This is a genomic window from Pontibacter lucknowensis, assembly GCF_900156415.1.
GTDB lineage: Bacteria > Bacteroidota > Bacteroidia > Cytophagales > Hymenobacteraceae > Pontibacter > Pontibacter lucknowensis.
In genome coordinates, this window is record NZ_FTNM01000001.1 from 856,297 (window position 1) to 875,924 (window position 19,628).

General features: G+C 51.0%; 15 protein-coding genes. 7 read left to right on the forward strand and 8 right to left on the reverse strand.

The features are described 5' to 3' along the window. Positions 1-108: 108 nt before the first annotated feature. The 3 genes from BW972_RS03880 to BW972_RS19615 form a co-directional block, all read right to left on the reverse strand. Entirely contained in the window at positions 109-1,725 is a 1,617-nt protein-coding gene (locus BW972_RS03880) for an aminopeptidase P family protein (RefSeq protein WP_076421149.1), read from the reverse strand. Next, the gene (gene rpmB / locus BW972_RS03885) at positions 1,725-1,964 is read right to left on the reverse strand and encodes a 50S ribosomal protein L28 (RefSeq protein WP_007652245.1); all 240 of its coding nucleotides are present in this window, start codon (positions 1,962-1,964) and stop codon (positions 1,725-1,727) included. Before rpmB ends, BW972_RS03880 begins: the two co-directional genes overlap by 1 nt. A gap of 133 nt (positions 1,965-2,097) precedes the next feature. Then, positions 2,098-2,271: a C1orf53 family protein gene (locus tag BW972_RS19615; RefSeq protein ID WP_234986289.1), complete on the reverse strand. Its 174-nt coding sequence runs from the start codon at positions 2,269-2,271 to the stop codon at positions 2,098-2,100. 143 nt (positions 2,272-2,414) lie between these two features. Here BW972_RS19615 and BW972_RS03890 point away from each other — a divergent pair, with 143 nt between their 5' ends. The 7 genes from BW972_RS03890 to BW972_RS03920 all read left to right on the forward strand — a co-directional run bounded on the left by BW972_RS03890 (position 2,415) and on the right by BW972_RS03920 (position 12,739). Beyond that, a complete protein-coding gene (locus BW972_RS03890) occupies positions 2,415-2,717 on the forward strand; it encodes a hypothetical protein (protein ID WP_007652241.1) in 303 nt (100 codons plus the stop codon). A 148-nt stretch (positions 2,718-2,865) separates the two neighbouring features. Then, positions 2,866-4,107, forward strand: a complete 1,242-nt coding sequence (gene rocD, locus BW972_RS03895; RefSeq protein WP_007652238.1) for an ornithine--oxo-acid transaminase — start codon at positions 2,866-2,868, stop codon at positions 4,105-4,107. 123 nt (positions 4,108-4,230) lie between these two features. Then, a complete protein-coding gene (locus BW972_RS03900; RefSeq protein WP_007652236.1) occupies positions 4,231-4,488 on the forward strand; it encodes a putative signal transducing protein in 258 nt (85 codons plus the stop codon). Positions 4,489-4,564: 76 nt separating this feature from the next. Next, entirely contained in the window at positions 4,565-5,539 is a 975-nt protein-coding gene (gene hemB, locus BW972_RS03905; RefSeq protein ID WP_076421151.1) for a porphobilinogen synthase, read from the forward strand. Positions 5,540-5,741: 202 nt separating this feature from the next. Continuing rightward, positions 5,742-9,503: a S8 family serine peptidase gene (locus BW972_RS03910; protein WP_076421153.1), complete on the forward strand. Its 3,762-nt coding sequence runs from the start codon at positions 5,742-5,744 to the stop codon at positions 9,501-9,503. A 564-nt stretch (positions 9,504-10,067) separates the two neighbouring features. After that, positions 10,068-12,005 carry a heparin lyase I family protein gene (locus BW972_RS03915; RefSeq protein ID WP_076421155.1) on the forward strand — a complete coding sequence of 646 codons (1,938 nt, stop codon included), beginning with the start codon at positions 10,068-10,070 and terminating at the stop codon, positions 12,003-12,005. A gap of 110 nt (positions 12,006-12,115) precedes the next feature. After that, positions 12,116-12,739, forward strand: coding sequence for a hypothetical protein (locus BW972_RS03920; RefSeq protein ID WP_007652234.1), 624 nt, complete (start codon positions 12,116-12,118; stop codon positions 12,737-12,739). A 78-nt stretch (positions 12,740-12,817) separates the two neighbouring features. Here the strand turns inward: BW972_RS03920 and BW972_RS03925 are convergent, their stop codons facing one another. The 5 genes from BW972_RS03925 to BW972_RS03945 form a co-directional block, all read right to left on the reverse strand. Continuing rightward, positions 12,818-15,367, reverse strand: a complete 2,550-nt coding sequence (locus tag BW972_RS03925) for a DUF5916 domain-containing protein (protein ID WP_143731837.1) — start codon at positions 15,365-15,367, stop codon at positions 12,818-12,820. A gap of 193 nt (positions 15,368-15,560) precedes the next feature. Next, positions 15,561-15,941 (reverse strand): co-chaperone GroES, encoded by a 381-nt coding sequence (locus BW972_RS03930; RefSeq protein WP_040573517.1) that lies wholly within the window; start codon positions 15,939-15,941, stop codon positions 15,561-15,563. Positions 15,942-15,958: 17 nt separating this feature from the next. Beyond that, a complete protein-coding gene (locus BW972_RS03935) occupies positions 15,959-16,486 on the reverse strand; it encodes a hypothetical protein (RefSeq protein ID WP_076421159.1) in 528 nt (175 codons plus the stop codon). A 140-nt stretch (positions 16,487-16,626) separates the two neighbouring features. Next, entirely contained in the window at positions 16,627-17,826 is a 1,200-nt protein-coding gene (locus BW972_RS03940; protein ID WP_076421162.1) for a homogentisate 1,2-dioxygenase, read from the reverse strand. Positions 17,827-17,902: 76 nt separating this feature from the next. Next, the gene (locus tag BW972_RS03945) at positions 17,903-19,588 is read right to left on the reverse strand and encodes a S41 family peptidase (protein ID WP_076421164.1); all 1,686 of its coding nucleotides are present in this window, start codon (positions 19,586-19,588) and stop codon (positions 17,903-17,905) included. Positions 19,589-19,628 lie beyond the last annotated feature (40 nt).

Sequence of the window (19,628 nt, forward strand, 5' to 3'; positions counted from 1 at the left end):
CTGCAAATATACAAGCTTAAATCTCTAATTACAAACAAAGTATAAATTTTTCTGCAGAAGCTTTTTAACTAAGCGCTCTGCTGCTTCTATACCTCTTCTAAAATGCTTCTAATCGAGCGTTGGCAGTTTGAAACCGTCCAATGCGCTCGGCTGGGCCATTGTTTTCTCAATTTCCTCTATTGTGCGGGGCGCCTGCTTCGACAGATTTTCCCAGCCTTTATCAGTGATTAGGATATCATCTTCGATGCGCACGCCGATCCCCCACCACTTCTTGTCACATGGACTTCCTTCCGGAATATAAATGCCTGGCTCGACCGTAATCACCGTGTTAGCCTGGAAAGGTCCGTAGCTACCGCGGTCGTGCACATCGAGGCCCAGGTAGTGCGAGGTACCGTGCGGGAAGTAGCGCTGTACTTCTTCCCTTTTCTTAATGATGCCTAGCTTTAGAAGGCCGTCGGCTATCACAGCTTCAGCAGCCTGATGAGGGGCATTGAAAGCGTTGCCTACCTTGCACTGCTGAAAGCCCGCTTCCTGCGCCTTGAGTACCAACTCGTAAATGGCACGCTGCTCTTTGCTGAACTTCCCGTTGGCAGGTATCGTGCGCGTCACGTCGGCGGTATAGCCCAGGTACTCCGCCCCCACATCCATCAGCACCAGTTCGCTGCCAGGTATAGCCGGCTTGGAACTGGAGATATAATGCAGCACACAACCGTTGTTGCCGGCCCCAACTATGCTGGGGTAGCCCACATGCTGTGCTCCGTATTTCTTGAACACGAACTCGTGTATACCTTGTATTTCCATTTCGGACATACCCGGCTTCATGGCTTTCATCACTTCGATTTGCCCCACTGCTGACATGCTCGTTGCTTTACGAAGCAAGTTGATCTCGGCTTCGGTTTTCACTTCTCGCATGGCGTCCAGCACCTGGTCGAGCGTGAAAGCGTCTAGCTTCTGCTTAGGGGTAGCAGCCACGGCTTTGGTGCGGGCACGCATGTCTTTCGCCTGCAGATAGCCTTGCAATGCCTGATCTGCTTCCAGATTTGGCTCTTGCTGCATCGCTTCCTGAATGTAGGCTACTACTCCTTCGGACTGCGCCAATCCATGCTCCCGCACAATGCCATACAGCATGCTGCGTGTCGCGCTGAAATTGGCCGGGTACTTTACCTTGGACTTGAACTGGCCAAGCAGACTGTACAGATCAGCTTCATCCGCTGCGTCGTCGCGCACATCATGCGGCAGGCTTTTGATCAGGATCTGCTGCAGATTGGCAGTGTCGAACTTAAAGGAATCAAAATCGGTATTTGCCAGTGTGGCTATACCTAATTCTTTGGCCGCCCCCTCTACGCCCTGCCGTTTGCCATTCCATAGTTCATGCATCTCATCATTGGGCTGCACAAACAGTACTTCCTGTACCTGCTTACCATTCACGCTCTGCGGACTCTGGAAAAGCAACAGCACGGCGTTCGGCTCCTTATACCCTGTCAGGTAGTAGAAATCCGGATCGGGATGGTAATAATAGTCCACGTCGTTTGCACGGTTGCGCACGGGACTGGCAAAAAGAACGGCAACGGAGCGAGGGGGCAGCTGTTGCCGCAGTACCTCTCTCCGTTGCCGGTGAAACTCTTTATCTAAAGTATCAGATGGCTTTCCCGAGCCTGCATGCGGTTGCGCTACTGCCGTAATCGACAGCCAGCATAACAGTGCACACAGCCGGAAGGCTGCCATTAGTACATAATGAAGCCTTGCTCTACTGCTTTCTTCAGAACGGCAGAAATACCGTTTTTGTTGATTGTTCTCAATGCTGAAGTGGATACTTTAAGGGTTACCCAAGCATCTTCTTCAGGGATGTAGAAACGCTTCTTCTGAAGGTTCGGATAGAACTTACGCTTTGTCTTATTGTTAGCGTGAGAAACGTTATTTCCTACTTGTACTCTCTTTCCGGTTAAATCGCAAACTCGTGCCATCTTGTATTTTCTTCTAAATTATTTCAATAGGGGTGCAAATATCTGCAAAAAGATACAGAAATTCAAAAGCATAGCAGATATTTTTAACAAAACCCGCTGCAAGCCAACTACAAAGGCTTTTTAACAGCATGCCTTATACCTTGTCTTCGCCTTTCAGGCCCGTTTCTTTCTTCTTTTTGGTGAAGCCGTAAGGGCAGTTCCGGCAGGCATTCTTGCAGCAATAGCCTCGTTTGAGCAGGTACTTGGCCGTTAGTACCATCAGTCCACGCTCAAAATAAAAATCCTCGCCTTCTTTCAGATCGCTCACGCTATACTCCTTATAAAGCGACAAATATCGGCATTTCGGGTACGTTTACCAAATAGCCCCTTCATTATACCTTGTAGCGGCAGTGTATTTCGTTCTATCAAAGATGGCCGTGTCTCAATGTGTAATCCTTACCCTGCAAGCCTATGACCCATTTCCAAAACCTGACCGAAGCTGTGAGTACCATGCGTGCAAGGGGCTTTGTCAACACGTTTACTATTCAGCATCAGCGGGTTTACTGCTCTGAGCAGAGCTGTGAACTCTCCCCCAATCAGCTTACTTTGCTGGAGCGGCATACCGTGCCCTCTTCCACCTCACAAAGCGGACAGCAAGAGGTATACGGATTCCGGACGGATAACAACCTGCTCGGCATCATGACAGACATCTATGCCGAGTACGACGCCGATGAATTCCATTCTGTTTTCAGGCAGTGCCGGCAGACCGAATAAGCTCCTTTTCCGGCTAAAGGTATAATTCAGGCTGTTTTTGCTATATTTACAACCTATATACAGAATCCCGTAAATATAGGTGCGGCACTACAGCTTATGGCGTAGCGCTGCCCAACAGTACGGACACAGCTTTTTTAACACATAAACTATGAGCACGCTATCCATCACCTCCAGCCAGCAGGCTATCGAAACCGAAGAAAAGTACGGCGCCCACAACTACCACCCGCTGCCGGTGGTGTTGAACAAAGGCGATGGCGTATACCTGTGGGACGTGGAGGGCAAACGCTATTTTGACTTCCTGTCGGCCTACAGTGCCGTAAACCAGGGCCACTGCCATCCGCGCATCATCAACGCCCTGATCGAGCAGGCCCAGCAACTCACGCTGACTTCCCGTGCCTTCTACAACGACAAACTAGGTATAGCCGAGAAGTACATCTGTGAGCTGTTTGGTTACGACAAATCGCTTTACATGAACTCTGGTGCCGAAGCCGTAGAAACGGCCATCAAGCTTGCCCGCAAATGGGCTTATCTGAAGAAAGGCATCGCCTCTCACAACGCTGAGATCATCGTGGTAGAGCGCAACTTCCATGGCCGTACGACAGGCATCATCTCCTTCTCCACTGACCCGGATTCTACGAAAGGCTTTGGGCCGTACATGCCAGGCTTCAAGGTGATTCCTTACAATGATCTCGATGCGCTGGAAACAGCCCTGAAAGAAAACCCGAACGTGTGCGGTTTCCTGGTGGAGCCGATTCAGGGCGAAGCAGGTGTAGTGGTACCGCAGGACGGGTATATGGCTAAGGCGCATGCGCTTTGCAAAGAGTACAATGTGCTGCTCATGGCTGATGAGATCCAGACAGGTATAGCACGCACCGGTAAACTGCTTGCCACTTACTACGACGATGTAAAAGCGGATATTCTGATTCTTGGCAAGGCACTTTCAGGTGGTGTGCTGCCGGTATCCTGTGTACTGGCCAACGACGATATCATGCTGTGCATCCAGCCAGGTGAGCACGGCTCTACCTTTGGCGGCAACCCATTGGCGGCTGCAGTGGCCATTGCAGCATTGGAGGTGATCAAAGAAGAAAACCTAATAGAGAATGCCTACAAGTTGGGTGAAGTGTTCCGCGACCGCATGAACAAGTTAAAAGCTAAGCGTCCGGAAGTGGTAACGCTGGTAAGAGGTCGCGGTTTGCTCAACGCCATCGTGATCGAGCCTTCAGCCGATGGCCGCACCGCTTGGGACGTATGCGTGGAGCTGAAGGAGAACGGCCTGCTTGCCAAGCCAACCCACGGCGATATCATCCGCTTCGCACCACCGCTGGTGATGACAGAAGAGCAACTGCATGAGTGCTGTGATATCATTGAAAAGGTAATCATGAACTTCTAAGAGAAGGTATAGCTAAAACATATAAAAGGCGAGGCTGTAGTGGCTTCGCCTTTTTTTATCTGCGCCAACCATGCTCGTCTGCCCGAAATTTGGTAGCTTTAGAATAGCAACAGCTTTGAAAACATGACACAACAAGAACAGTCCAGACCTATCGTTATCTTCTCCGGCGACTTCCACCGGGCGGCTGTCATCAAAAACATGCTCGAGAACCATGGCATTTATGTGTTCATGCAAAATGAGCACATGGGCAGTATTGCGCCTTTTCAAGTAGCTTCCGGCGGTTTTAACCCGGTTAAGTTAATTATCTCTGGTCATGATGAAGAGGAGGCTAAAAAGCTACTGGAGAATTTTGACCGGGACGGAACAGAGGGCATAGAGTAGCATTTCACTTTGCCAAGCATAAGCCGTACCTTTGCCGTATACCTATGTTGAAGCATTTTAGAGCAATCGCTATACTATGATCACCAAAAGACCAAGACGAAACCGCTATAACGAAGTCATCCGCAGCATGGTGCAGGAAACTGCCCTGGAACTGAACGACTTCATCTTCCCGCTTTTCATCATCGAGGGGCAAAACCAGAAAGTAGAAGTGGCCTCGATGCCGGGCATTAACCGCTACTCCATTGACACTTTGCTCGATGAAGTGGCCAGCTGCGTCGATCTGGGCATCAAAGCCTTCGCCCCTTTCCCGAGCATCCCTGAAAGTTTGAAGGACAAGTACGCCAAAGAAAGCGAGAACCCGGAGGGCCTGTTCCCTAGAGCTATCCGTGAAATCAAGAGGAACTTCCCGGACGTGGTGCTGATGACCGACGTGGCCATGGACCCTTATAGCTCCGACGGGCACGACGGCATTGTGATAAACGGTGAGATCGTAAACGATGAGACGCTGGAAGTACTCGGCAAAATGGCGCTCACGCAGGCACAGGCAGGTGCCGACATCGTAGGTCCTTCCGATATGATGGACGGTCGTGTAGGCCACATCCGCCGCGTGCTCGACGAGAACGGTTTCCACAAGGTGGGCATCATGAGCTATACTGCCAAGTATGCGAGTGCCTTCTACGGTCCATTCCGCGACGCCCTGGACTCTGCCCCGAAAATGGGCGACAAGAAAACCTACCAGATGAACCCGGCCAACAGCCGTGAAGCTCTGATTGAAGCCGCCCTGGACACCGAAGAAGGAGCCGACTACCTGATGGTAAAGCCCGCTCTAGCCTACCTCGACATCATCAAGCTGCTGCGCGACAACTCACACCTGCCGATAGCAGCCTACAACGTGAGCGGGGAGTATGCCATGGTGAAAGCCGCCGGCCTGAAGGGCTGGATCGACGGGGAGAAAGCCATGCTAGAGAGTTTGCTGAGCATCAAGCGGGCAGGCGCTGACATCATCCTGTCATACTTTGCTAAGGATTTTGCCAAGTACCTCCAAAAGTAAACAAGTCATATCCACGACAAAACAAAGCGCCTTGGGCTCACAGCTCAGGGCGCTTTGTTTTGAAAGCAGCCGGCATTAACACAGGTCCTGGCACCTCTCCAAACCAATGTTTCACCAAATAAAGTATTCACGCTGAACCAGTTTGGCGTTCGCGCACTTTTAGTTATATTGGTGGTTCTAAACTTCTACCTACTACTACTTTATGAGAGGATTGAGCCTTTGGCTGATGGCTGCGGCACTTGCAACGACTTCTGTTAGCTTTGCGCAGCAGAGTAGCTCGGTGCCTGTGCGCGCTAATGTGCAGGAGCTGGGCCGCATTGCGGCAGCTGAAGACAAAAGTTACCGGACAAAGCGTGCCGAAGCCATTGCGCTTGCCAAGCGAAATGGCTGGGAAATTGAAAAGACTTACAAGGACGGTACCCACATATCCTTACAGAGCCTTGATGAACTGGGCATGCCGGTTTACTACATCACCTACAACAACAACGCCGCCATCACAACCCGCACAAACCAGCTTTGGACAGGCGGCAAGCTGGGACTTAACCTCAGTGGGGCGAGCAACAGCGTCACGGACAAAATGGGGATCTGGGACGGTGGCCTGGTACGCGAGTCGCATGTGGAGCTGCGCGGCCGGATAGAGCAGAAAGACAAACCCTCCAAACTGAATGATCATGCCACCCACGTGGCCGGCACCCTCATTGCCAGCGGACAGAGCCTGATGGCCAAAGGCATGGCGCACGGGGTAAAAAAGCTGCACGCTTACGATTTTAATAACAGTCCTTCCGAAATGGCCGAGGCTGCGCAAGCCAATATGCTGGTTTCGAACCACTCCTATGGCACCATAGCCGGCTGGCGTTATAATAGTGAACGCAAAGGCACCGATGAGGATCCGTACTGGGAATGGTGGGGCACTCCTCAGGTAAGCGAAACAGAGGACTACAAGTTTGGCTACTATGACGAAACTGCTGTCAGCTGGGACCGCATTGCCTACAACGCACCTTATTTTCTGATTGTGAAGTCAGGTGGTAACAACCGGCAGGAGCCTGGTCCCGCTGTGGGCAAGCCTTACATGCAGCGCAACTCCAACGGCAACTTTACACTGGTGGCACAGCGCCCGGGCAACATCAGCAGCAACAACGGCTATGATGGCATCGCCACTTACGGCACTGCCAAGAATATACTTACTGTGGGTGCCGTAAACAGCCTCCCAAACGGCTACAACCAGCCTTCCGATGTCAAGATTACCAGCTTCAGCAGCTTTGGCCCTACTGATGATGGTCGTATTAAGCCTGACCTGGTAGGTGGCGGAGAAAGAATTCTTTCTACAACCAGTGCCAGCGACAATTCTTACAAAGCTCTGAGCGGCACCTCCATGGCAGCCCCCAACATTTCAGGTTCCCTGCTGCTCCTGCAGGAGCACTATGCCAACCTGAACAACGGGAAGTTCATGCGTGCCGCCACACTCAAAGGCTTGGCCATTCATACGGCTGACGAGGCCGGCGATGCTCCAGGACCTGACTACATGCATGGTTGGGGGCTTCTGAACGCCAGTCGCGCCGCTACCATGATCAGCAACACCCAGAACACGCACCTGATACAGGAGCGCAATCTGGAGCAAGGTAAAACTTATACGCTGGAGGTAGTGGCATCCGGCACGGGACCACTGGTGGCCACCATTTCCTGGACCGACCCGGAAGGAGCTGCCCATTCCATGTATAGCGCCCTGAATAACCGCAGTCCGCGCCTGATTAATGACCTGGATATACGCGTCACGAACCGCGGCAATACGATTATGCCCTGGGTATTAAACCCCAATGCTCCCGAACTGCCCGCAGTCCAAGGCGACAACTTGGTAGACAATGTAGAGCAGGTGCTTATACCTAACGCTATACCTGGCGAGACCTACACCATTACCGTATCGCACAAGCGCACGCTTCAGAAAGGGCCTCAGGAATATTCCCTGCTGGTGAGCGGAATGGGCGGCACAGCCTATTGTGCAAGCACTCCGACTTCGGAGGCAGGTTCACGCATCAGCAAAATTGTCTTTGACGGCATTACAACTTCTTTTGAAGGATGCGCCACCTACCGCTTGCAGGAGGAAATGCTGCTATCCTTTGAGCCGGGGCAAACTAAAACGGTGTCGTTTGAACTGGGCACCTGCGGCGCCAATGCCAGCAAGGCTGCCAAGGTGTACGTGGACTGGAACGGCAATGGCAGCTTCGAAGATCAGGGCGAGGAAGCTGCTGCTTCTGGTGTTACCAACGGTGTCGGGATGTTCAATGCCAACATTTCAGCCCCCTCTTTTCTACAACCTGGCTACATGACCCGACTGCGCGTCGTGTTGGTTGAAACCTCCACTCCGGCAGGCATAAGCTCTTGTGGCACTTACACCCGCGGCGAAACGCAGGACTATATCATTCAGATCACAAAGCCTTCCACAGATGTTGCCCTGGAGCAGGTAATGCCGGTGGGTTCATCGCTCTGCGCCGGCACAAATCAGCAGTTCCTGGTCACAATCCGCAATAATGGGCTCCGCGATCAGAAAAATATCCCAGTGACACTAGAGGTATACCGTAGTGGTTCCAAGGTAGCTGCCATGACAACGGTTTACACCAAAATGCTAAAATCCTTTGCCACAGATGAGGTCTTGCTGACAGCCGATTTTCAGACAGAGGCTGGCGCTACTTATGAACTGATTGCTTCGGCAGGCACCACCAGTGATGCTGTACCAGAGAATAACACTCTGAGCAAGACCTACGGGGTAGGTGGCAACACTACCGTGGCACAAGCAGTGGCGACTCGCTGCGGCGACCAGCCAAGCTATACCCTGACCGGCACTGGCGATGGCACCATCTTCTGGTACAACACGGCAAGCGGAGGCACCCCCATCGCTGCGGGCAACTCAACCAGTATCGCAACGAGCAGTGTTAACGGCACGCTCTATGCCTCCCTCAATGATTTCTCGGCCACTGTTGGACCAGCGACCAAGAAGTTTGCAACAGGCGGGGGGTATAACCAGTTTACGCCGGATGTGATCGTAGACGCCAAGGCTCCTATGCTGCTGGAAAGCGCCCGTCTGTATATCGGCAACCCCGGCAAAATCACGTTTACAGCCTACAACAGTAATGGTTCTCCTGTTTCGAGCCGGACCATTACTGTGGAGGCTACCCGCTCCAGCCCTGCCCCGGGCGTGCAGGAGGATGACCCAAATGATCAGGGCGAGGTATACTACCTTGGACTGGAGCTTCCTGAGGCTGGCACATACAACATCGCAATCACGTATGACCATGCGAATGGGGCCACCATCTACAGAAACAATGCCGGCGTAACGGGTTATCCATTTGGCGTAAGCAATGTGTTCACTATTACCGGTACCACGGCCAACCCGGGGGCGCTAAGCTATTACTATTACTTTTATGACCTGAAGGTGCGCGCTCTCGGCTGTATTAGTCCAAGGGTAGCTGTTCCGGTTGAGAATGGCTCTCCACTCCCGACGCCGGTGATTTCACGCCAGGGCCTAAGCCTGCAGTCAAGTGCAGCGGACGGCAACCAGTGGTACCTGAACAGCCAGCCTATACCTGGTGCCACTGAGCAGACCTATACCCCAACAGAAAGCGGGGACTATAGCGTGCAGGCACAGTGGAAGGGCTGCGTTTCTACACGATCGCAGATCTATACCTTCGCCTATCAGGCTAATGGCCGTGAACTGAAGAAGGAGTTGGTAGCCTCGCCTAATCCAAGTACCGGCGTATTTAAGGTGCAATTTGAGACGGCGCAGCAGGAGGATTTGTACCTGAACGTGACCGACATGCTGGGCAACCTGATCTATACCCGTAAAGTGGCTGGCTTCAATGGTTTCTATGAAGCAAACATCGACCTCTCGGCAAGATCCTCTGGCATTTACCTGCTCCGCGTGAAGTTCGGTAATCAGGCCTTTACCCAAAAGCTCGTCTTACAGCGCTAATAAGCAGCGAGCAATCAGAAGAGCCCTGGCTTAACAGCCAGGGCTTTTTTTATGTTAAAAGTTAATTGCCAATAAGAACAATCTATACTACTGATGAATCCGAAACTTAAAACTAGATCGTTCCGGCTACATTTCCCTTCTCCTCCTTAGCTATCAGATTAATTTCATCAAACCCTTCATCTGATAGAGACACTTCAAAGCAATTTTAAAATGGGGCCTTCATATGTTTCACAAAAAGGGTACAGCTTTTTACTTTCACCTCCCATATCATGGAGTTAGAATAACATTAGATACTGTTTGCTAATTAAAAGATCTAAACACTGTTACAACACAGATTATAAATAATATTCCTCGTATTATTTATAAACAACCCAAGCCAAAATCTGAACTATTTTCTCCGTTTTGAGCTCTCGAATACTCAATTACTTTCTTCTTTCTAAAGCCTCCTTACTACCCCACATAATTAAGAAGAAAGAATCGCTCTACATGCGATAGCACAACTTGACCCCACCTTGCTTTCGATCTATTCCCATAGATTGTTACTAAAGCTTTAACACAGGGACAATGCTTAAAATCACATCTATTCTTTACTGCTTACTGTTAATTTCATTTAATGCGTTCGCTCAGACCAGTCTTGTTCCTTTTGGCTCTTCTTGGCGATACCTCGATAACGGCACCAATCAAAATACAAACTGGCGCACTGTGGCCTTTAAGGACACCAAGTGGAAAACAGCCAATGGGAAATTTGGCTATGGTATAAGTGATGCTGCTACTGTGATAAGCTTCGGATCAAATCCCAGCAAGAAGTATATCACCACTTATTTCCGTAAAAGCATTTCCATAACTGATCCTGCCATTTACTCTTCCTTTACTATCAATGTGAAAAGAGATGACGGAGCAGTAGTTTATGTAAATGGCAAGGAAGTGCACCGGAGCAACATGCCTACAGGTAACGTTGCTTTTACCACATTAGCTAAAGAGGCGGCTGATAGTGGAACTGTTCCCCAATCATTCTCCATTAGCCCCTCAGCTTTTTATAAAGGCACTAATGTAATTGCAGTGGAAATCCATCAGGCGCAGGCAAACACACCGGACATGGCCTTTGATTTAGAACTTATAGCCCATGCAGTTCCGACACCAACAGATCAAATCCCTCCTACAGTAACAAGTATCAACAGGCAAAACCCAACCACCGAAGTCACCAGCGCTTCTAACCTAAGCTTTAGGGTAACTTTTTCTGAGAAAGTAGCAGGTGTGGATGCGGCTGACTTTACGGCCACCACCTCCGGTACTGTGAGCGGGACTGTGACATCAACCGCAGCCGTGGGCACTGCCGGCAATACTTATGACCTGACAGTTGGTACTGTTTCTGGTGAAGGAACTTTGCGTTTGGACCTGCAGGAAACCGGTACGGGCATTATGGATGTTGCGGGTAATGTTATCAATGGCGGCTACACCGGCGGGCAGAGCTATTCAATCCAACAGCCCGCCTTAGAGCAGCCCAAAGTCCTATATTATGAAGGATTTGAAAGCGGAGTTGGTTTCACTGGCATGAATATTCAAACCAGTACTACTTATGGGTTCAATGTGGTAGGTAACCCGACTTATCAGGACCTAAAAGTTGGGCGCTGGGAATTGAGAGCAGGAGACCCACCCGCCTCTAACGGTACCCGAGCAGAGGTACTTTTCTCTGAGGACTTGGCACAGCAGGAAACTTGGCACTCATTTGTGGGCTACTTCCCTTCTGAAGACAACTTAATCGACACTGATGACGAGGCTTTCAACCAGTGGCATCAGGGAAGCAGTTTCGGGCGGCCCATGATGACATTCCGTACTGAAAATGGTCGCTTTGAAGTGCTAAGGCGTTCTCCAGATGGAAGCAAAACGCACTACTACATCATGGGGTCCATTATTTATGATCAATGGGTGCACTTTGTAATCCACATCAAGCAGCATCTGACTGATGGGGTCATGCAGGTCTGGATAAATGGTGAACTCAAGATGGACTACCAGGGCCCTACTATGTTTGATGGTCCTATTGGCAGATGGAAAATGGGTATTTACAAAAGCAGTTGGAATAATGGGTCCTCAACTAATTCTATAAAACGTGTATGGTATGTTGATGAGGTCAGAGTAGGCAATGCCACATCAACTTACGAGAGCATCAAACCCGCTTTAGGTAATAATCTTAAACTACTCACAACTACTAAGACTGATAACCTGAGCTATAAAATCAATGACCTACAATCGGATACTGAACAAACAGACGATGTAGAGGTATATCCCACCCTTGCGAAGAGGGGCTCTACAGTCATTTTGAAAACAAGCGGTGTTACGGTAAATGTAGCTCAAGTATCGGATGTTACAGGGCGACTTTTCCACGAGCAAAGCTTTACTGGCCTCACCTCAATTGAAACAGGTAATCTACCCAATGGGCTTTATTTCATAAGTCTGGCAGGAGAAAACCACCGTAAAAAACATAAATTCATAATCACTGATTAGTTTTCAATAATGAAACCTGATTATTGAGGCAGCTTATACTTCTCTAGGAGCTAGACCAACTTTGCTTATCCGGTGGTATTCCCTATCTTCAGCCAAACAAAACAGAAACTATGAAGAGATTACTACTCGCTATCGGTGTGGCATTCATGTTCGCCTCCTGCGCCCAGCAACCACAGGCCAGCAGCATAACGAACACTACTGCCGAGACTACCACTACGCAACAGGAAACGGTTACGGCCCCGCAATCACCTGTAACGGCTACGCAGCAGGCTTTCTTTTCTCAGTTAAGCAAGCTGTGCGGTAAGAGCTTCAGAGGCAAGGCTGTGTTCCCGGCCGATGGCAAAGACCCATTTGCAGGCAAAGAACTGACCATGCACGTGCGTGAGTGCTCCGACCAGGTTATCCGTGTCCCGTTCCACGTGGGTGAAGACAAATCCAGAACGTGGGTATTCACTAAAATGGAGGAAGGCTTACAACTCAAGCATGACCACCGACACGAAGACGGCACCCCAGACGAAGTGACCATGTACGGCGGCATTGCCATGGATACTGACGACGCAACCACCATGCGTTTCCCGGCCGACGCTTTCACCGCCCAGCTTATACCTGCGGCCTCCACCAACGAGTGGAATGTGGTCCTGAGTCCCGACGGACGCACGTTCAGCTACATACTCAAGCGCGATAACCAACTCCGCTTTCAGGCCGACTTCGACCTGACCCAACCGATCAACTAACCTATACCTGCCATACCTTAAAGCAAGAAGGCCCGAAGCTACTACAGCTCCAGGCCTTCTTTTTGGAGTATCTCATTCCTAGGACTTAGAGAACTGCTTCTTCAACACCTGGTAGTCGATAAAGTACAGTACCCTTACCGAAAGACTATTGGTCTGCGGCCCGGTGATGGTGCGGGTAAAGTTTTCGTGGTAGCGGGGCACGATGTCGCCCTGGCTTTCCAAAATGGCGTTCTTCCACATTATGCTGATCTCGCTGCCCGGCGCAAACCACCACGAGTAGATCATATCGATGTTGAAGGCGTTATAATTGATGTTGTGGTTTGGAAGTTCGTTTTCAGGGAAATAGCCGCCATTCGGATAGCTGCTGGTTAACAATTCCCCTTTGTTTCCGAGCTCGAAGAAACGGTTATACTCTGCCTTGGACCAGTAGTGCCGCGCCCGCAGCGACAGCGACATGCGGTTGTTGAAGATATAAGAGCTGGTGAGGGTGTTGTCTACCGTATTCACGTCACGCAGACCGAAGATAATGTCGTGCTGCTTTCCTGCTTCCGTGCTTCGGGTAAGATGGTTGGCATAGCCCATGTCGTCGCGATTGCTGTTGCGGCTATACCTGTAGATGAACATCAGCTTGTCATTCACCCGGAAGCGTGGCGAAACGGAGTAGCCTAAATTCTGGCGCTTGTGCTCGTCAAACGTACGGTAGCTGAAGTCCACATCCAGGGCCAGTCGCTTGCGGTAGTCCGACGAGATCCAGCCGCCAATACTGCGGTTCACCGGAAAGGTATAGTAGCGACCTGCTACCCGTGGCTCGAAGAAGTCATAGGTCTTCACTGGTTCCAAATTAAAGTTGGTGCCCACACTCAGAAAATTGCGGAAAGTGCCGCTCACCCTGCCATAGATCACAAAGTTCTGAAAATCGTCGGGCTTATACCGGCGGCTGTAGGTGGCTCCCAATTGGGTATTCATATTGAGAAGCTTCCAGAAAGGCTGGTAGATGTTGTAGCGCAGGTTCAGGTCCTCGTCCACGGTATTGCGGATGAAATTGATGCCCATGTCATTCGGGTCGTAGGTGTCGGACTTCATGGAGTGGGTGAACCTGTACTGGAAATTGCCGCTTACCTTGCCCCCGCCGATGCTGTACATGTGCCCCAGCTGCGCATCGCCTGGATAGTATTTTTGGCTCAGGGCGGCACTGCCTTCCACGGCATATCGGTTGCCTTGGTTAGCTATCCTGAAGAGCATACCGGTCAGGTTGGCGTCGTAGGTGCTGCCTGCACGCAGCACGTTGGTATTCACAAGCGTCACGTAGGAGTTGTTCTTGAGCGACTGGTCAAGTACCAGGATGTTATAGTTAGTGAGCGGCTGCGTCTCTTTTTTGAAGCGGTTGCCCTCACTGTCTTCGAGTGTAGCGAATTGCCGTCCTACCACCGCGTTGAACAAGCCTATACCCAAGCCCGACTGCGTGCGGCCCGATATCTTGGTACCGTTCAGCATCTTGGTTTCGCGCGGGTTTTCGATGACAGTGTTGCCTTGTTCGCGTTCGGCACTTGCGTTCAGAAAATTGATGGGTGTGCCACCAATGCGTCGGGAATAAAGGAAGCCGCCTTTGTTGAACAGCTCCGTGCCCTCCATAAAGAAAGGCCGGTATTCGTTGAACTGCACCTCGAAAGGCGACAGGTTGAGCACCTGGTTATCGGATTGCACCTGGCTGAAATCAGGTATGAGCGTCATATCGAGTGTGAAGGCGTCGTTGATGCCGTACTTCACGTCCATACCTCCACTAAAGTTAACATTGTCTTCGTATCGCACGCTGCCGTCGCCGTTGCGCACCGGGTACTTCTCTGCATAGGCCGATACGTAGGGCGTGAGCGAGAGCCGCAGCGGTGCTTCCACATTTTTGATGCCCCTAAGCTTGCCAAACTGGTTCATGAAACCGTTGATGGCTGGGTCCACATGATTCCAGAAAAACTCCTGCCGCGTGGACCGTCTGTTACGCATGAAGTTAAGTCCCCATAGCTGCTCCGGCTTGCTGCTGAATCGGAGGGCCGAGTAAGGTATGCGCATCTCTGCTACCCAAGAGTTGCCATCAAGTTTAGTATTGCTCTCCCACACGGCATTCCAGGTAAAGTCTTCACCGTCGGAAGAGTAGCGTGCATCGAGCTGCACACCTGCGGGCGTCAAATAAAAGCCAAATCCATTGATCTGGTCATTGTACGTGTCGAAGAACACTGCAAAAAAATCGGTATTGCCCAGATCATCCCGCTTGCCCAGTTGTTTAAATATACTGTCCTGGGACACATCGTGCATAATGGCGCCCACGTAGATAGACTCATCGTCGTAGAGAATGCGCACCTTCGTGGGATGCACCTCTTTCGCGCCGGGGTTGGGACTGCTCTGTATAAAGTTTGAGGCGGTCTCGGCCTGTTGCCAGACTTCCTCGTCCAGCGAACCGTCAATTTTGATGGGTTCGGTTATGCGAAGCGCCTGCAGCTGCTTCACATTGGCAAAGACAGGAGCTTTTTTCTCCTGCGCTACTACCTGTTGCCATGCCAGCACAGTCAATACAAGCACAACCATCCGCACAAAACCAGGTGTAGGTATACAGCCAATCATAAAGTAAGAGGGCAATCAAAGTGAGTGTTTATACAAAGGTATAGAATAGATGCCCCCGAGGCCACAATACTTGCTTTTTCCTGACAACAAAACGCTTAACCATACTACATAACTGGTAAACAGGCCTATTTAAACGACAAAAGATGGAAATACAAAGCGCCATACCCGTTTGACAGGTATGGCGCCTTTATAAAAGCTCCAATTGAGTTTACAAATCCTCTTCACGTACCAGCATCAGCACTGCTGACTGCGGCACGATAAAGTATTTCTCGCTGAGGTAGTTGATCTCGATGGCGTCGCGCTGCAGGTAGATGGCCAGGTCGCCCTCTTTTATCTGAAGCGGCAGATAGCGCACTTGTTCCTGCTCCTCGTCGCCAAACACCTCTTCATCAAAGCCATAGTCAGCAGGCATTGGGTAACCCGGACCAACTTTCATCACATAGCCTTCCTGCACCTTCTCTTTTTCCTGTACACCAGGCGGGAGGTATAGCCCGCTCTTGGTCTGCTCCCGCGAAGTCTTCGGCTTGATCAGCACCCGGTCGCCTACAATGATGATCTTCTCCAGTTTGTTGCTTTCTGAAATTCTCATGGTTAAGGTCTGCATAATTAAATTGGGTCTGCGGTTACTTTAAAGCGCATGGCCGACTTAATGGTAATATCACGTGTAATCAGTTTGGCCACGGCAACTCTTGTCCTGATTGTATAAGTCTCGCCCTTTATATACTCGTCAAGCTTAGCGTTAGTCGACTTCAGCTCTATAGTTTTAACACCCTTCGGCACCTCGTCTAGATACGCTATTTTCGTTTCGGCTCCTTGGTCGTTGCTCAGGTAGATCTCGATGCTGCGCAGGAAATCAAAGTTCTCGTCCGCTGGGTCGACTATGGTTAGGGTGAGTTTGTTCAGGCTCACATCCTTTACAAGTTCGGCACGGGTCTTATTATTCTTGAAAGTCTCCGACGAGTTAGTCTTGACAGGTACAGGAGAAAGCGGAGTAACTGCGCCTATCGGAAAATTAGACTCAATCTTGATGGTTTCTTCCTGATTGATGTAGAACGTGAGCAAATCGTCTACTTTATCGCAGGATGTTGCTATAATGGTGAGCAGCACAAAAGCCGCCAGCAGCATTTTTTTCATAAAAGGGTGAAATTTAAAGTACTCTCTGTTATTCGTTTACAAGCTTGCAGGGCCTAAAAAAGGAGAGCAGCCTTGCGGGCTGCCCTTACTATATGCCTGCACAGAGTGCAAAAATAACAAAAATGATCGAGAGTATACCCTTAATCAAACATGTCCGCAGCACGCGAGCCACCCGGGCCATTTTCGAGCCAGCTCATTGGGTAGTTCTTGTCCATCAGGCCAGCGGCCTCTTCGGTCAGGTATAGCGGCTTGAAGGTGTCGATCATCACAGCGTACTCGTGGGTTTCTTTCTTGCCGATGCTTGCCTCCACCGTGCCCGGGTGCGGGCCATGCGGTATGCCACCCGGGTGTACCGTAAATGAAGCTCTGTCCACCCCTTTGCGCGACATAAAATCGCCCGCTACGTAGTAGAGCACCTCGTCGGAGTCTACGTTGGAGTGGTTGTAAGGCGCAGGTATAGCCTGTGGGTGATAGTCGAACAAACGCGGCACAAAAGAGCAGATCACGAAGTTGTGCGCCTCGAAGGTCTGGTGCACGGGAGGTGGCTGGTGAATGCGGCCGGTGATGGGCTCGAAGTCGTAGATGGACAGCGCATATGGGTAGAAGTAGCCGTCCCAGCCCACCACGTCAAACGGACTGAAGTCGTAGTAGTACTGGTGCAGCATGCCGTCTTTCTTGATCTGCACCAGGTGCTCGCCGCCCTCAGTGTACTCGATCAGCTCATGTGGGGCACGTATGTCGCGCTCACAAAACGGGGAGTGCTCCAGCAACTGCCCGAAATGGTTGCGGTAGCGGCGCGGCGTCTCGATCGGGCTGAATGACTCGGTGATCAGCAAGCGCACCGGACCGTCGTTGAAATGGAACTGGTGGATGATAGTGCGCGGAATAACGATATAGTCGCCCTCGCGGAACTCCAGCTTGCCCATCTGCGACAGCAGCACACCGCTGCCCTCGTGCACGAACACCACCTCGTCGGCCTGGCCGTTTTTGTAGTAGTAGTCCATTTTGCGCTCCGATGGATTGCAGATGCTGATGGCCACATCGCTGTTGAGCATCATGGTTTTACGGGCGCTCAGGTAGTCAGAACCTGTAACGGTCTGATCGAGCGTCTTTAGGTGGTGCGGAGCCAGCTTTATACCTTCGGCGATTTTGGGTGCGTACGGTATAGGGTCGTCAATCCGGGTGATGCGCGTCGGCGGATTCTTGTGGTACAGCAAAGACGACAGGCCGCTGAAGCCCAGCGTACCCACCAGCTGCTCGGCGTACAGACTTCCGTCCTCCTGCCTGAACTGCACATGGCGCTTCTGCGGGATGGTGCCTAGTTTGTAATAATAAGCCATTCCTCTCTGTTTGGTTATGGTTTATAAAAGCAGCCCTACCGGGTGCCTTTCTGATACAGGTATAAATTCTGATTTGTTATACGCCTCCTTTGGCCAATCGCTGGGCCTTGCCAAACTGGCGAAGGGCTTCCTGAAACTCCTCGTCCTTCTCGTGCAGGATCGGGAAGAAACCCGGGTTACCGTATACGCTGCGACCAATAAATGCCTTCACGTTATTACGGAGCAGCGCCTGTGAGCGCTTGTACTGGGCCTCGTCGTACTTCACTTCCGACTGTGCTGCCATACGCATCAACTCCTGCAGCATTTTATCAGACACGTTGAAGGACTTAACGAACTTGTCCATTGATATCTTCTCCAGGTCTTTGCGGTTATCGTTGTAGTAGGCCAATGCATATTCCCTAATCACATTTTTGCTATAAAGCTGGCTCAACAGCTCCGACAACTCCGTAGTATCGCGGGCTACAAATATGTCAGGCATGATACCGCCGCCACCATACACCACACGGCCTTTACCTGTCTTATACTTGAGCGAATCCACAAACAGACTGCTGTCCGGATGGAAGTACTCCCCATTCTCAAATCGGTTCAGCATGTCTTTCTGATAATCCTCGGTGCCCGCCACATAAGGCTTCTGGATAGAGCGGCCACTCGGCGTGTAGTAGCGCGATATGGTCAGGCGCAGCTCCGATCCGTCGTTAAGTGGGATTGGCATCTGCACCAGTCCTTTGCCAAATGAGCGACGCCCCACAATCAGCGCGCGGTCGTTGTCCTGCAGCGCGCCTGCCACAATCTCGGAGGCCGAAGCACTGCCCTCGTCCAGCAGCACGATCACAGGACCATTTTCGAAGTCACCCTTGGTTCGGGCAAAAGACTTGGAGTCGTAGCGGGAGCCTTTGCCATCGGTATACACGATCATCCTGTCACCTGCTATAAACTCGTCGGCCATGCGGGTTGCGTGGTCCATGTAGCCGCCGGGGTTGCCGCGCAGGTCGAGTATCAGCTGTTGCATTCCTTTCTTCTTGAGTCCGGTCAAAGCTGTTTTAAACTCGTCAAAGGTATTGTTGGCGAAGCGGCTCACTTTGATGTAGCCCGTGTTGCTGTTCACCATGTAGTTCACGTCCACTGACACGGTTGGAATCTTGTTGCGGGTGATCGTGAAGTCGAATGGCTTCCTGTTGCCTTTGCGCAGCACCTGTATCTTTACGTCTGTGCCTTTGGGGCCCCGCAGGCGCTTGAAGACGCCCTCGTTCGTTATACCTGTACCTGCTACATTCTCGCCATTCACACTCACAATCTTGTCACCGGCCTGTATACCTGCCGCTTCAGACGGTCCGCCACTCAAGGGGGTAATCACATAAATCGTGTCTTTAAAGATATTGAACTCCACGCCGATGCCTTCAAAATCACCTTCCAGGTAAGAGCGGGCCATGGCCAGATCAGCGGCGGGGATATAGGAGGTATGGGGGTCGAGCTTCTCGAGCATCTTGGTGATGGCGTGATCGGTTAGCTTCTCGGTGTCCACGGTGTCCACGTAATCACGATCGATGTAGCTCAGTATGTCGCGGAATTTCAGGTAAGCCTTGGCTGTACTTTGCGGATTGTTATCGGAAGGGGAAAAGGTATTTGCACCGATCAGCACTCCCACAATCAGGGCCAGGGCGATGTACAGGGGCAAGCGTACCTGAAAAGGCGTGTTACGGGCTTTACCCTGACCTGTCTTTTCCGGCTCCTCCTGTGGGTTATATTTGGTTTCTTCGCTCATTTCGATCTCTAAAAACGGTTAAATATAAAGCTAAGCGGGC